11 protein-coding genes are annotated in these 14003 nt (G+C 59.0%); 5 read left to right on the top strand and 6 right to left on the bottom strand.

Annotated elements, in window-relative coordinates; genetic code table 11:
* Positions 1-52: 52 nt before the first annotated feature.
* Both AC6H1L_RS15690 and AC6H1L_RS15685 read left to right on the top strand, forming a co-directional pair.
* Positions 53-1222, top strand: a complete 1170-nt coding sequence (locus AC6H1L_RS15690; RefSeq protein WP_497598425.1) for an acyl-CoA dehydrogenase family protein — start codon at positions 53-55, stop codon at positions 1220-1222.
* A gap of 49 nt (positions 1223-1271) precedes the next feature.
* Positions 1272-1787: a MaoC family dehydratase gene (locus tag AC6H1L_RS15685; RefSeq protein WP_497598424.1), complete on the top strand. Its 516-nt coding sequence runs from the start codon at positions 1272-1274 to the stop codon at positions 1785-1787.
* A 172-nt stretch (positions 1788-1959) separates the two neighbouring features.
* Here the strand turns inward: AC6H1L_RS15685 and AC6H1L_RS15680 are convergent, their stop codons facing one another.
* Positions 1960-2868, bottom strand: a complete 909-nt coding sequence (locus AC6H1L_RS15680) for an HpcH/HpaI aldolase/citrate lyase family protein (RefSeq protein ID WP_497598423.1) — start codon at positions 2866-2868, stop codon at positions 1960-1962.
* A gap of 509 nt (positions 2869-3377) precedes the next feature.
* Positions 3378-4553 carry a protein kinase family protein gene (locus tag AC6H1L_RS15675; protein ID WP_497598422.1) on the bottom strand — a complete coding sequence of 392 codons (1176 nt, stop codon included), beginning with the start codon at positions 4551-4553 and terminating at the stop codon, positions 3378-3380.
* Positions 4554-5156: 603 nt separating this feature from the next.
* Between AC6H1L_RS15675 and AC6H1L_RS15670 the strand changes: the two genes are divergently transcribed.
* Positions 5157-5351, top strand: a complete 195-nt coding sequence (locus AC6H1L_RS15670) for a DUF3311 domain-containing protein (RefSeq protein WP_112428711.1) — start codon at positions 5157-5159, stop codon at positions 5349-5351.
* Positions 5352-5456: 105 nt separating this feature from the next.
* Positions 5457-7043 carry a monocarboxylate uptake permease MctP gene (mctP, locus tag AC6H1L_RS15665; protein WP_497598421.1) on the top strand — a complete coding sequence of 529 codons (1587 nt, stop codon included), beginning with the start codon at positions 5457-5459 and terminating at the stop codon, positions 7041-7043.
* 315 nt (positions 7044-7358) lie between these two features.
* Here the strand turns inward: mctP and AC6H1L_RS15660 are convergent, their stop codons facing one another.
* From AC6H1L_RS15660 to AC6H1L_RS15645, 4 genes are all read right to left on the bottom strand, one after another.
* Positions 7359-7907 (bottom strand): hypothetical protein, encoded by a 549-nt coding sequence (locus AC6H1L_RS15660; protein WP_497598420.1) that lies wholly within the window; start codon positions 7905-7907, stop codon positions 7359-7361.
* Entirely contained in the window at positions 7907-8455 is a 549-nt protein-coding gene (locus AC6H1L_RS15655) for a hypothetical protein (protein WP_497598419.1), read from the bottom strand. Before AC6H1L_RS15655 ends, AC6H1L_RS15660 begins: the two co-directional genes overlap by 1 nt.
* Before the next feature lie 223 nt (positions 8456-8678).
* Positions 8679-9941: a DUF1501 domain-containing protein gene (locus AC6H1L_RS15650; RefSeq protein ID WP_497598418.1), complete on the bottom strand. Its 1263-nt coding sequence runs from the start codon at positions 9939-9941 to the stop codon at positions 8679-8681.
* A 91-nt stretch (positions 9942-10032) separates the two neighbouring features.
* Positions 10033-11610 carry a DUF1800 domain-containing protein gene (locus AC6H1L_RS15645; RefSeq protein WP_497598417.1) on the bottom strand — a complete coding sequence of 526 codons (1578 nt, stop codon included), beginning with the start codon at positions 11608-11610 and terminating at the stop codon, positions 10033-10035.
* A 313-nt stretch (positions 11611-11923) separates the two neighbouring features.
* Here AC6H1L_RS15645 and AC6H1L_RS15640 point away from each other — a divergent pair, with 313 nt between their 5' ends.
* Complete coding sequence (locus AC6H1L_RS15640) at positions 11924-13843, top strand: MptA/MptB family glycosyltransferase (RefSeq protein ID WP_497598416.1); 1920 nt, start codon at positions 11924-11926, stop codon at positions 13841-13843.
* Positions 13844-14003: the final 160 nt, after the last annotated feature.

Here is a 14003-nt window from a genome sequence, read left to right as displayed (position 1 = left end):
GTGACTCTACTGTAGTGTCGTGCATTCATGCGCATGCAAAGGAGGCCCATCAATGGAGATGCCATCACGCTCCGACGAGGAGCGGCGCCTGCTGGTTGCCGAGGTCAGGCGCTTTGTGGAGCGGGCAGTGTTACCAGTTGCCCAGCGGCTGGAACACGAGGACCGCTATCCGAGCGAGCTGATCGAAGAGCTGCGACAGCTCGGTCTCTTTGCGGCGACTCTCCCCGAGGCCTACGGCGGTCTGGGCCTGGATCTGCTAACCTATGTTCAGCTCGTCGAGGAGCTGGCTCGCGGCTGGATGAGTCTGGCGGGCGTGCTCAATACGCACGTGCTGGTGGCTGCGCTGATTGCCCAGTATGGGACTGAAGAGCAGCGCCAGCGCTTTCTGCCGGTGATGGCCGAAGGGAGGCGCCGGGGCGCCCTCTGTCTCTCGGAGGCGGAGGCCGGCAGCGATGTGCAGGCCATCCGTATGACGGCTGTGCGCGCAGGTGACGACTATGTCCTCAATGGGGCGAAGCTGTGGGTGACCAATGGGGTCCACGCCAGCGTCCTGGCCGTGTTGGCGCGCACCGATCCCCAGGCTCAGCCTCCTTATCGCGGCATGAGCCTCTTTCTGGTCGAGAAGGAGACGCCGGGTCTGCACGTGGGTCGCACTTTCGAGAAGCTGGGTTATAAAGGCGTGGATACCGCTGAGCTGGTCTTTGAGGAGGTGCGTGTCCCTGCGGCCAATTTGCTCGGGGGCATTGAGGGCCAGGGCTTCAAGCAGGCTATGAGTGGCCTGGAGATTGGGCGTCTCAATGTGGCCGCTCGGGCCGTGGGCCTGGCCCGCGCCGCCTTCGAGGACGCGATCCGCTACGCTCAGCAGCGCCGTACTTTCGGGCGCCCTATCGCTGAACATCAGGCAATTCAGCTGAAGCTCGCCGATATGTATACGGAGATCGAGGCCGCCCGCTTGCTGCTCCATGAGGCGGCCCGCAAAAAGGACGCCGGCGGACGCTGCGATCTCGAAACGGGTATGGCCAAACTGTTCGCTACCGAGATGTGTCAGCGCGTGACTTTGGAGGCGCTGCGCATCCACGGCGGTTTCGGCTACGTCAAGGAGTTCAACGTCGAGCGCTACTATCGCGACGCTCCTTTCATGTTAATCGGTGAAGGAACCAGCGAGATCCAGCGCTTGATCATCGCTCGTCAGCTTCTGCAGCGTTATGCGCTCGACAGCTAACGGTTCGTTCCCCTGCTCACTGGCTAGCACTTAGAAGGAGAGAAGCATTATGTCTTTCGGTCGCTGCTATGAGGATTTTGAGGTCGGCGATGTCTATAAACATTGGCCGGGGCGCACTATCACCGAGTATGACGATATGCTCTTCTGCATGTTGACCATGAACCATAATCCGCTGCATATCGATGCTAATTATGCTGCGCACACGCAACATAAGCAGCGGTTGGTCGTAGGGGCCCTGGTTTTCAGCATCGTGCTTGGGATGTCAGTGCCTGACGTGAGCGGGAAAGCGATCGCCAATCTTGAATTTGAGGAGGTCAAGCACCTGGCCCCGACCTTCCACGGCGATACAATTTATGCTGAGTCGCGCGTCCTCGATAAGCGGCTGTCGACGAGCAAGCCGGATCGCGGCATTGTCACTGTCGAGACGGTCGCCTATAATCAGCGCGGGGAAAAGGTACTCTCCTATCGACGGCGCGTGCTGGTACCAACGCGCGCCCTGGATGAGGAGCTGCAGCGTCAGATTCGCGAGCAGATCGAGCGAGGACGCGATGGCACCAGCGTTTAGCCTGGCAGCCAGCGCTGTTCCCAGTCGGTTCAGGTTCATCCGCCCGGTATACATAAGGCGGAGCAGAGGCAGGCACCGGCAGCCAGCCAAGCAGACAGCAGGCTCTCAGAGTAGCTTATCCGCCTGCGCTGGATTGCAGGGCCGTGCCTGCCTTCCTTCCCTGGATGGTTCGCTAGAGGCCCAACAACTCAGCGCGGGCGATGAGCTGGCGGGCATTACGCACCAGGGCCACATCGATCATGCGGCCATCGATTTCGATGGCGCCTTGGCCGGCGCGCTGGGCTTCCTCGTAGAGGGCCACCAGCCGCCTTGCCTGGGCCACTTGCTCGGGTACAGGCGAGAAGATTTCGTTAGCGATGGGGATCTGCTCGGGATGAATGGCCCATTTGCCGCTGAAGCCTAGTACGCTCGCTCGGAGGCACTCGCGCCGGTAGCCATCAAGATTGCGAATGTTGACGTAGGGGCCGTCGATGGCTTCGAGGCCAGCCGCTCGGGCCGCAATGACAATTTTATTGCGCGCATAATGCCAGAGGTCACCCGGGTAGGTGTCGAAGTCATTGCCGATATACTTGAGATCGATGCCCTGGGAGGCTGCGTAGTCGGCGGGGCCAAAGATCAGGGCCTCCAGACGTGGGCTCGCCCGGGCAATCTTTTCGACATTGATCAGGGCCTCTGTCTCTTCAATCAAGACTTCCAGGCCAATGGGCCGCGTCAGCTTGCAGCGCTTCTCGATCTGGGTTAGCAAGCGATCAATCCACCAGACATCACGTGCGCGTTTGACCTTGGGCACGATCAGGATGTCAAGGTGTTCTCCCGCCTCCTCAACGAGCGCAATTATGTCACGATAGGCATATTCGCTGTCAAGATCGTTGATCCGCACTGCTCGGGTTTTGCCGCCCCAATCCAGTGTGCGCAGAGCTTCAATGGCTTGCGCTCGTGCTTTGTCTTTCTCGGTCGGGGAGACGGAATCCTCCAGATCCAGCATGACAAGATCAGCCTGGCTAGCCGCCGCCTTCTGCAGCATGCGCACATTGCTGGCCGGCGTTGACAGTTCGCTACGTCTCAGGCGCACTGTGCTCATGATAGGTGTGTCCTCTCCTTCGCTCGCCCGCTGCTCGGAGAACAGCCGGCGCTACTAGGGCAAGACGAATGCTACTCCGACCTTCTCTCTATGATACCATTTCCTTGCTCGCCACCTTCGGCTCAGGCGTGACGCTCCTTTGCCAGGAGAGAGCGCTGCGCCCAATCGGCACCTGGCTGGCCAGGGAGAGCAGGACAGTCACAGTGTAGTACCCGAGAAGCCGGCTTAACAGGTAGGCAGGCAGGGCACCAGGTGGACTCGGGGCGGTTCTTGTTGCTGAAGCCAGGCGCAGCATGATGGGAGGGAGGCCGCTCGCATGAGGAGAGGCGGCAAGCCCAACGGGGGAGAACGCAGCCGGGCAAGAGAGGGAAAGACAGTGGCAGTCGCCTCCGTCCGGCCTCCTCGTCAACGTCTAAGTGGCAAATGGGCGGCTCAGAGCCAGTCTCAGACGAGGTTATAGCGGACAGGAAGGCCGCCAGGCAGAGCGGCTGTGGCCAGGCCAGACCAGGCTAGGCCAGGCGATGAGCGCCAGTACAGCGGCGTAGGAAGGCAGAGAGCCTGCCAAGGCAGCGCGATAGCACGCCTGGCCGATAACGCCAGGCCCCCAGACGATGCAGGTCGAGGGCTTCCAGCTCCTCCACCAGGGCAAAGGCTGAGGGATAGCGTTGCTCAGGGTCTAGCGCCAAAGCTCGCAAGAGGATATCTTCAACAGCAAGGGGAAGATGGGCATTCAGCAAGTGCGGTGGCACGAGTGCCAGCCCTTCGGGCACGGGTAATGGCTCCAGTGGATCAGGAACCTCGGCCCCTATCTCCTCATCATCGAGGATCTCGGCCAACTGGCGATGAGTGGCGGTGATAGGAGCGTAATGGGTGCACAGCAGGTAAAGCACTGCCCCTAGAGAGTAGACATCGGAGCGCTCGTCACACTGACCAGAAAAGACCTCGGGAGCCACAAAGGGATTGGCCGCTGAGGGCGCAGGCAGCGGGAAAAGCTGGCGATACTGCTCGACGGCAAGCTGCGGCGCGCCTACGGTTGCCTGCCAGAAGACTGGCGGCGGCGGCCAGGATACAAGCAGCGTCGGCGACCAGGGGGCGCGCCCTTCGCCATCAATCAGGACAGTGGTCGGGTCAAGGTCGCCAAGGATGCAGCCAAGACGATGCAGGCGCGCCACCAAACGAGCAAGCTGAATGCTCCAGGAAAGCGCGATTTCCAGGTCGAGCCAGTCCGGCCAACGCAGATCACTCAGCAGTAGATCAGCCAACGTCATCACTTCCAGGTCGCGGGCCTGGCGCAGTCCCACGAGCTGTTGCACAAGGTAGTGGCGGTCCCCTTCTACTCGCAGGCGGTCACCAGCTTCAGGCAACCGCGGCGAGGCGAGAAGCGTGAACGAGGCAAATTCTTCATAGGCTGCACGCTCAATCTGCATGCGCTCGCGAGCGCTGAGCCCCCCGAGCAGTAACTCACGCACCGCTACCAGCGGCTCCGGCTCTTCGCTGTACTGGATACGCTCCCGCCTTCCCGATAGACGCCTGGCCAGGTAGAGGTGAACACGCGGACGCTGATGCAGCAGGCGGATCAGACGATAGCGCCCGCCAAGGATGATCGAGCCTTCCGGCAGCGCCGCCCCACGCAGCTCCCGCTCCTCGACCTCCCATGCGCTCTCTTTCGTCTGAGCTTCGCTCATGAACTGAATATCTGCCTTTCTTTTTATATCCTTTTCTATTGTATATGACGCACACCCAGGAAGAGCTTAACAGATCAGTGTACCATCAAGTAATGCTACCTTTATATTATTATACTTCTTAGCTTTGGGAAGATCGGCCATGCTGCTCCAATCATACCAATCTGCTTCGTCGAGGAGGGAAGTGAAGCGAGGGGCATAAGGGACGGTTGTCCGAATGACTAGTTTCAAGGGCGGGTTGACTTTTCGACCTTTATTGCGTACGATTATAGCATACCAGTCAGCACTGTGCGTGTCGGTTGCCGGGTCCAGCAACAGTACAGACAGAGAGACACGCCAGTTTCACCTAGTCGGGCCAGCCATGTGCAAGGGGGCACACGAGGGCGGTCACGGCGGAGGCCAGTGCAAGCGAGTGGAGTGCCTGAGCGAGCCAGCCAGTCGATGAGGTAGAGGCTTCTAAGCCCTCTGTCTCATGCCCATGCGCTGGCTTTTGCTATCGGCCAAGGAGGAGGGACCTCGCCAGACCGCGCAGGCCGTGCCAGGTTTTCAACCGTCTCCCAAGGCGCTGCGGGGATCACATCATCTGCTGCAAAGGAGTGACAGCCTATGGTTACCCGTACCGAGAAGAGACGCTGGCCTCTTCTCCTGCTCATCATCCCCTTCATTGCCACCCTGCTACCCTTTCTCTACAACTCCTATCAGCCGGAGTTCATCGGCATCCCGTTCTTTTACTGGTACCAGTTACTCTGGACCATTCTCGGCGCGCTGGTCACAGCTATCGTCTACTGGCTGAAAGCCTGAGCCAACGTCGCACGTGGCTCGCAGAACAGCGTTGTTCGAGCATCAGTGCAACGGATTGCCGCATTGCACGGTGATGCAATGCCTGCCGGGAAAGGAAAGACTGCAATGGTCAATGTTGTTGCTCTCAGCGTCTTCATTGTCTTCTTCATTCTTGTCACTGTGCTTGGCTTTGTCGCTGCCCGCTGGCGGCGCGGTGACTTGAGCCTGCTCAATGAGTGGGGGCTAGCGGGTCGACGCTTCGGGACCGTGATTACCTGGTTCCTGCTTGGTGGTGACCTCTATACGGCCTACACCTTCGTTGCAGTGCCAGGCCTGATGTTCAACAGTGGGGCCACTGGCTTCTTTGCTGTCCCCTACACGATTGTGGCCTATCCCCTGGTCTATTTGCTGATGCCACGCTTCTGGAGCGTTGCCAAGAAGCATGGCTATATCACGGCTTCGGACTTTGTGCGCGACCGCTTTGGGAGCAGTACTCTCGCCCTCGTGGTGGCCTTCACCGGTATTCTGGCGACGATGCCGTATATCGCGCTTCAGATGTTTGGGATCGAGGTTTCGATCGCTCAGATGGGTATCCCGGTCGAGGCGGCCCTGATTATTGCCTTCCTTATTCTGGCTGCCTACACGTATACTAGCGGCCTCCGCGCGCCTGCGATGATCGCTTTGGTCAAGGATCTGATGATCTTTACGGTCATGATCGCGGCGATCATCGTGATCCCCATTAAGCTGGGCGGCTTCGATCATATTTTCGCTGCGGCTCATACCAAGCATCTGAACGCTATTGCCCAGGGGACGAATTTCCGTGATCTGTTGACGACTCCCCAGGCTCAGATGGCCTATGCGACTCTGGCCCTCGGCTCGGCCCTCGCTCTCTTCCTCTACCCTCATGCCATGACGGGGGTGCTCAGTAGCAGCAGCCGCCAGGTGGTGAAGCGCAACGCTGCGCTCCTGCCTCTTTATTCGCTGATGCTGGGCTTGCTGGCTTTGCTCGGTTATATGGCCATTGCCGCCGGCACTGGGGTTACAAGTCAGCCATCTTTCCAGAGCTATAAGGCGAATGGTGCCGTTCCTTCGTTGATGAGCTGGGCTTTCCCCGACTGGTTCGCAGGCTTTGCCTTTGCGGCCATCTCGATCGGCGCCCTGGTCCCTGCGGCAGTGATGTCGATTGCCGCCGCCAATCTCTTTACGCGCAATATCTACAAGGAGTATTTCCGCCCGAATTGCTCCGACCGCGAGGAGTCGACGGTGGCAAAGGTGGTTTCGCTTGTGGTGAAGTTCGGCGCCCTGCTCTTTATCCTGCTGGTCCCCGCTACCGACATTATTAACTTCCAGTTGCTGGGCGGGGTCTGGATTATTCAGACGCTGCCGCCGGTCTTCCTGGGTCTCTATACCAACTGGATGCATCGCTGGGCGATGATTGTCGGTTGGGCCGGTGGCATGATTACTGGCACCTGGATGGCCGTGGCGAATAATTTCGCTTCGTCGGTCTTCACGATCTCCCTCGGTAACGTGAAGATTGCTGCCTATATCGCTGTCTATTCGCTGCTGGTTAATCTGGTGCTCACGCTGATTCTGACGCCGGTGTTCCGGGCGCTCGGCATCCCTTCGGGCAAGGACAATACGCAGCCTGCCGATTATGAAGAGGAAGGGCTAGCCGCTTTGCCCAAGGAGCCGCTCATGGAGGAGTTGGCCTGAGTTCTGGGAGGCTTGCCCGCTTTGTAAGGCGCGCTTTGCTGACTGGTTGACAATGCGCGCTGGGTTTCCCCGGCGAGGGAGACGCAGACTTCTGCAAGTAAGGCTGTAGACTGGCCTTCAGTGAGCAAGCAAGAGAGACGAGCTCTCCCCCCTCATGGGGAGATGCTCGTCTCTCTTCGCCTGATCAGCTAGCTGTGGGTGATCCGGGAGCCAATGCCATGCTCCTTAGCCACAGTGCCTGGCTGGTTGGTTTCTCTCACGTTCAGCCAGGCGCGCTCTTTTGGCGCGCATCAGGTCGGCTTGGCTGGCAGTGATTCAGTCGTCTTCTGCAGGCAGGCTTACCCGTTCGACACGTTGCAGCACCGCTTGCAGAGTCTGGAGCCGCGGCGAGTGATCGATGATTCGCTCTCTCTCTGCGGGTGAGGACGCGGCTCCTGCTTCGCGTTCGATTAACTCGCTGAGGGTCAGGTAATATTCAACAAGGACCCGCTGGCCACTAATGTGGTCGACAACCTCTTCCAGCAGGGTTGCCGCTTCATCGTAGGCCTGGAGACGGCGATTGGCGTTCTCCAGCTCCTCGCGGGCCTGTTGCAGCAAGCGCGCTTGCTGTTCTAATTCGCGGCGGCGCAGGCGCGAGCAGCCCTCCTGCGTCCGAGCTAGCTCCTGGAGCTGCAGCGCCGCCTCGCCTACGGCTAACCTCGCTTCCTCGCGTCGGCGCGCCAGCCAGGCTCTAACGGCGTGCAAGCGCACAAGGAAGCTGGCTCCCTCCGGTAGACGCAGTTCATCCGAGGCGAGTAGCTCATCGCTCCCTCGCTCTTCTGGTTCCTGGTCTTGCTCTTCCTCAAGCTCGTCTGGAAAATCCATCAGGAGAAGAGCACCTGCGCTTTCTTGCCAAGATGCAGCGAAAGGGTGGAAAGATCCAGTTGCTGATTGACAGGGAAATCAATATAGCCTGTTTGCTTTTGACCAGGCAGGACAACGGGAGGGATGGTAATTAGCTGGGGAGCTATCTGGGTGCCGTCGGGAAGCACCAGGCGCGCCAGGGCCTGGTAGTCGATCCCTACAGGTGACTCGCCGGGATTTTGCACATCCAGATAGACCCGGACGACATACTTGCCCTGATGCTTTTGGTCATCAGAGTAGCTGCCCGCTTCGCCAACGCGGGTCACTGTCAGGTTGACCCCGCTATAGGAGAAGGATCGATTCAATTCGATGGATGCTATCGGGTTGTTCTGCGCCGGTGTGGGAGTGAGGGCCGTTAGCGCATCGTTACTATTCCCTCCAGCCCGCGGTAAGTGGCTATAGGCCATGAGACCAACCAGGACGATCAGCATCACAAGCACCACTATGCCCAGTGTAATCCACAGCTCACGCCGCTGCGGATACCCCTCATCCTTGAAATCATCAGACATCTTGACGATGGTACTCCTGACTGCGAGAGTTAGATCAACCGGTTCATATTATAGCAAAGATCCGAGAGGGCGTGTCAGGCGGCTCTGGAGGGGCTGATCCGCCCCCAGCACGGCGCTGCTGACTGCCCTGCCAGCGTAGCCAGCAGCCAGGAGAAGGCTATCCTGGCCGCTGGCTTGTCGCCGTTCAGGAGGAGAACCAGCGGCGGTTGAGGCTAGAATCTCTTCAAGAGGCTGGTAGGAAATTTTGTGTGTCGAAGGAGCCACCGAGTACATCGCGCGCTGAGGCTCCCATCCAACGTTCTAGCACGGTGGCATAGACAGAGCGAAAGTCAACGGTGTATTTGAGGTTGCCATTATCATCCAGGTTCGTGAGCGATGGTGGCTCTCCAAAGATACCGCGGTTGACAGCGCTCCCAACGATGAACATTGGCGCCGCTGTTCCGTGATCGGTGCCCAGGCTGCCGTTTTCTTCGACACGCCTCCCAAACTCCGACCAGGTCATGATCACGACCTGGTCGGCTTTGCCGTGCAGCGCAAGATCTGTGTAGAAGGCATAGAGGCCCTCGGAGAGGGTTTTGACAAGCTGGGCATGGGTCTCTTGCTGATTGGCGTGGGTATCGAAGCCGCCCAGGGTAATATAGCCGACACGCAGGCCCAGGTCGTTGACAATGGCTTCCGCCAGGATCTTGAGTCCCTCGGCAAAAGGCCCCTGGGGATAGGCTACGGCGGGCTTGTAGGCATTGGCTGACTGGTGCAGGCGACGGGCCCCCTCTTGAGCACTGAGAGCCGTCGCCTCCAGGAGGGCAGCATAGGGGGCGCTTCGCGGGTAGGAATTGTAGAGTTTGAGGAGCGCCTGCAGTCGTGAGGCGCCGCCATCGCGATCCTGCGGGTCAGCATTGATGCGGTACTGATTCAGGCTGGCCAGTGTTGGCACCTGCGCGTTGAGCGATGAGAGAGCAAGAGCGGTTTGGCTGCCAATGTCAAGCGCTTTAAAGGGATGGCCCTCCTGATCAACGAGACCGGCGACGAGCTTGCCTAGCCAGCCCTCGCGCCCGTTGCCGCTGAGATCAAGGGTCTGCCAGATATCCATCGCCTGGAAGTGCGAGAGGCTTTGATTAGGATAGCCTACGCCTTCAACGATAGCCAGGTGTCCTGCTTCCCAGAGCTTTTTAAAGCCCGTCATCTCTGGATGCAAGCCCAGCCGCTGATCAAGTGGCAGTACTTGCGCTTCTTTGATGGCCAGTGTTGGGCGCATCTGGTAATAGTGGCTGTCTGTATAGGGGATGACGGTGTTCAGGCCATCGTTGCCCCCGGCCAATTGTACGACAATAAGGGTGCGCTCGCTGGCCGCCTGAGCCAATCGCACCCCCTCCTTGGCTTGGGCGCGCGCTGAGAGCACGGCCCGGCTGAAGACTGAGGGCATGATCATGCCGGCGCTTACGACAAGCATCCCATCTTTGATGAGTGCACGCCGAGATAGGGTCATCGCTTTTCCTCCCGCTTCACTGGGCGGGCGCCTGCCGCTGCCAGCCAGGTGCGGCGCAGATCTGCAGGTCGCCTGCTTCCTTCCATCGTCGTTAGTTCAGCTGATACTCGGGCGAGGCCAGGAGCAAGTAAAGGGTGCCTCGCACACGGCTGAGCGGATAGGCTTTGCCATTGGCAAAGGTCACGCTCGCTTGTGGCCCAGTAGCTGGCGAAGTGAGATAACTGACGAGCTGGGCCTGTCGGTCGCTGGCAAGCTGGCCATCGAGCAGGAAGGCGGCAAAGTAGTCGACAAAGGCCTCGGGTGAGGCGAGCTGATTTTTCTCGATGATGGCTTGCAGATCAAGCGGACGTGCGGCACTGCGGCCCAGGCCGCGCCTCAGAAGGAGATCGACGTAGTTGAGACGCGTCATCCATGTACCACTATTGAGCCAGAAAGCGCTGACCTTGTCGCCAGGCCAGCCCGCAACATTAGGGGGATCAAAGACGGTTTGTCCCATGAGCGTAGTGAGCTGGGGTAGGAGGGCCGCATCGTCCTGGATGCCCAAAGCCCGGTAGGCCCCAACCGCAAATTCAACCGGAGATTTGAGGCGGCTGCGGTAGGCCTTCGCTGAGCGAAACTGCGGTGAGAGCAGGAGGGCCCGCATGACCGCTCCTATATTGTGCTTGCTCTGCTGATAGGCATCGACTAGCGGCTGAAGGTCCTCTGTGCTTGGATTCTCGTAGACGAAGAAGCTGAAGAGCTTGCGCGCCAGAAACCAGGGAGTGGCTGGATGATTGGCCAGAATCGCGATGACATCGCGGTAATCCAGGTTGCCGCTATGCCCCAGGAAATGCTTGAGACGGTTGCTGTGACTGGCGGGATTATAATAGGCAGAAAAGCCACGTACATGCCAGCCGCTCAGGGCCGCTGCCCCTTCGGTCACATCTTGCTGAGTGTAGTGGCCCAGTCCAATGGTGAAAAGCTCCATCAGCTCGCGCGCATAGTTTTCGTTGGGAGCATTGCGCGTGCTCTTGGTGAGATCAAGGTAGAAGAGCATGGCCGGGTCGCTGGTGATGCCCAGCAAGATATTGTCGAAGGTATCGAAGGCGTGCTCACGTAAAAATTGGTTTTGGATAATCATCCGCCGGTAGAAGCGTGGGCCACCAACCTTGCGGAAGCTACTGGTGAGCACACCATGCCAGAAGAGCGTCATCTTTTCGAGCAGGGGACGCTGCGTCCAGGCCATCCGTAGTAACCACCAGCGCTGCTGATCTTGTGGCCGATCAAGATTGAGGTGGAGGGCCGCCAGACGCTGTTCCAGCTCGGCATCAGAGATGTGTTGATAGTTGAGCAGGCGATCAACCGCAGCGGTGAAGCCAAGGTTACGGTAGAAGGCTAGTTCGTCAGGGCTGGCCCCAAAGCCGGCGCGCCGCAAGAGATGGCCGATAAGCTGCTGCTCAGCCAGGGTGGTGGTTGTATGGCTGTGCTGCCATAGCTGTTCCACAGCGAGGCCGCCGGCAAGCAGACCCGTCGCTCCCAGGCCGACCCCGGCCAGTCCCAGGAGACGCCGCCGCGTCAGACGTTCAGAGCGCAAGGGCGGGCTCGGAGAGGTCTCCGGCGGTGGGGCCTCTTGCTCCGCCAGATGGGGCCATGTTGGTTGCTCATAGCTTGAGCTTGCTGCTTGTTCCATACGCCAGGTCGCTCCCGTGCATCCTTTCCAGAACAACAGGTTTTTCGCCGGGCTATGCCTGTCATGCTAGCAGAGAAAGCTCAAGATGTCCTCAAGAAGTGCTACATGTTTGCTGAAGATGGCCCGCCCCCTGGGGGGAATCTGGCCAGGCCCGTCACCGTGCCAGTCTATCAATCGTTCAAGAAAGTTGGGAAGCTGTGCCTCTCGCTGTCCAGGAAGGCCCCGTAAGCAGGGCCTTCCTTCGTGCAGGCAGGCTGCCGCCCATTCGTGCTATACCAGCATCAGCTGTGATAGATGGGTAGTAAGTATAGGGATGAGAAATGTAGAATTGCCGCTTGAGCAGAGAACGGCGGAAGGAGCTATCACCGATCACCAGGAGTTCAGGGAAGAAACCTTAACGCAGCCACGAGAGACGCCTCGCAGGCGTCGGTGGCTTCTCCCGTTTGCTGTTTTTGGGGGGATGATTCTAGGCATCGTACTGCTGGATGCTGTGCTCCCTCTGAGTGGTCTCTGGTTCAATGATGTGCTGCTCTCACGGGCCGGCACCTGGTCGCTTTTGCCGACCCAGGCTCTTTTTCCTACCTGGAGCATTATTCCTCTCCAGCCAGTCCCGAGCGATCCGCTGATCCCCTCGGCTCCGCTGGCCTGGCTTGAGATCGCCCTCTTTCTGGCTGTCCTCACTGCTCTCTTCCTTCTCTACCTTTATGCGCTGGCCAAGCTGCCCACCCTTATCTCCCGTCGTTATGTCATGCTCTCAACGACAGCCCTTGGCCTGCTCTACGCGCTGATCCCAGTCGTGACCTCGCCAGACCTCTTCTCTTATTTGATCTATGCGCGCATGGGTGTTATCTACCACTTGAATCCTCTTACAACACTGCCCACTCAGATCCAGTACGATGCAGTCTATCCTTATCTTTATTGGATCGACCAACCTTCAGCCTATGGGCCTACCTGGGCCGCGATCACTTGCTTCCTGCAGTGGCTGGCTCTGCCTCTGGCCGGGGCCAATAACCTGGTCCTTCCGCTCCTGCTGTTGCGCCTGCTCGGCCTGGCCGCCCACCTCGGTTCAGCCCTGCTGATCTGGTCTATCAGCGGCTTCTTGCAACCAGAGCGAGACGCGCCCCAGAATGGGCAGCAGCGTCGAGTCCTGGCTACGCTGGCTTTCGCCTGGAATCCGCTCTTGCTCTTTGAGGCCGCCGTTAACGCTCACAACGATAGCACTTTGCTTTTCTTAATCCTTCTTGGCCTCTGGCTTCTTGTACGTGGCAAACCTGTTTTGCTTCTTTACTCTTTAGTGATTGTGCTCCTGGCCCTGGCAGCCTGCTTGAAGATCAATACGGTCTTGCTTTTCCCTGGGCTGTTGTTGCTGCTCAGGAGTCGGGGCCTGTCCTTCTCTCAGCTGGCTTTTTGTTCGGGGCTCTACGTCTGCTGCATTGTGCTGCTCTATGCGCCATTTTGGGATGGCGGCGCTGTGCTGGAAGTCTTGCGCGTCAATCCCTCAGCTTCGCGCAATATTAATACGCTGGCCGAGTGCCTCGGCCAACTCTACAATGCGGTGATTGTCTCCCACTTTGAGGTGACGATTCCGATTATCGGCTCTCCGGGCGAGCACCTGACCCATACGCTGAGCATGGGCCTCTTTGCAGTCTGCTACCTCTGGCTCTGTTGGCGGGCACTGCGCCACAGTTGGCGCATCAGAAGCGTGAGGGGACTGATCCAGTGGCTGGCGCTAGTCTGGCTCCTCTATTGTGCCATTGGTACCCCCTGGTTCTGGCCCTGGTATCTGGTCACGTTCTTTGGCCTTTACGCTCTGCTGGAAGCAAGCGGCGATAGCAAGCGCTGGCCATTGACGCTCGTGCGCTGGAGGGGGCTGGCCGGTCTGCGTCGACCGCTGCCTTTTCGCTTCCTCAGCCTGACCATGCTGATGCTTTATAGCTCCTATGCCTGGGCCTTGCATGGGGCCTTTGTGCCCTTCCTGCCTGGCTTCAAGCTGGCCTATCTGCGTGGTCCTGGGGCCTGGCTCCTGCCGCTTTTGCTCACCTGGCTTGCAGACCAGATCGCCAGCCGCGCTGGTCTTGAAACAAGCTCAGCAACGGCTTGGCGTCTGCTTCCTCGCCTGATCCCCGCTCCTGCCGTTGCCCTGGTACAGCGTCTCTCTCAGCCCTATCGCCTTCGGCTCCAACCTGGCGCACAAGAGCGATATGGGCAGAAAGAGGAAACCCTGCAGTCTTAGGATTCAAGAACAGCAAAAGAAAGGTTAGGGATGAGCAGTGTATTTTGCTATGAAGATACATGATCTGAGATGGTGGCAAGAGCGGCAACTCTTGTCGGCAGGTGGGAGAGACAGAGCAGCGCAGGCCATCTACTCGCTTGCTTCTCAGCCTTGTCCCTTC

It is taken from the genome of Thermogemmatispora argillosa (assembly GCF_059696725.1).
The sequence above is the reverse complement of the archived record's forward strand: the minus strand, read 5'-3'. Positions and strand labels throughout refer to the sequence as shown.

Excerpts from the sequence above, each read along its gene's own strand:
- AC6H1L_RS15690 (WP_497598425.1), top strand. The coding sequence starts at position 53 with ATGGAGATGCCATCACGCTCCGACGAGGAGCGGCGCCTGCTGGTTGCC.
- AC6H1L_RS15685 (WP_497598424.1), top strand. The coding sequence starts at position 1,272 with ATGTCTTTCGGTCGCTGCTATGAGGATTTTGAGGTCGGCGATGTCTAT.
- AC6H1L_RS15680 (WP_497598423.1), bottom strand. The coding sequence starts at position 2,868 with ATGAGCACAGTGCGCCTGAGACGTAGCGAACTGTCAACGCCGGCCAGC.
- AC6H1L_RS15675 (WP_497598422.1), bottom strand. The coding sequence starts at position 4,553 with ATGAGCGAAGCTCAGACGAAAGAGAGCGCATGGGAGGTCGAGGAGCGG.
- AC6H1L_RS15670 (WP_112428711.1), top strand. The coding sequence starts at position 5,157 with ATGGTTACCCGTACCGAGAAGAGACGCTGGCCTCTTCTCCTGCTCATC.
- mctP (WP_497598421.1), top strand. The coding sequence starts at position 5,457 with ATGGTCAATGTTGTTGCTCTCAGCGTCTTCATTGTCTTCTTCATTCTT.
- AC6H1L_RS15660 (WP_497598420.1), bottom strand. The coding sequence starts at position 7,907 with ATGGATTTTCCAGACGAGCTTGAGGAAGAGCAAGACCAGGAACCAGAA.
- AC6H1L_RS15655 (WP_497598419.1), bottom strand. The coding sequence starts at position 8,455 with ATGTCTGATGATTTCAAGGATGAGGGGTATCCGCAGCGGCGTGAGCTG.
- AC6H1L_RS15650 (WP_497598418.1), bottom strand. The coding sequence starts at position 9,941 with ATGACCCTATCTCGGCGTGCACTCATCAAAGATGGGATGCTTGTCGTA.
- AC6H1L_RS15645 (WP_497598417.1), bottom strand. The coding sequence starts at position 11,610 with ATGGAACAAGCAGCAAGCTCAAGCTATGAGCAACCAACATGGCCCCAT.
- AC6H1L_RS15640 (WP_497598416.1), top strand. The coding sequence starts at position 11,924 with ATGAGAAATGTAGAATTGCCGCTTGAGCAGAGAACGGCGGAAGGAGCT.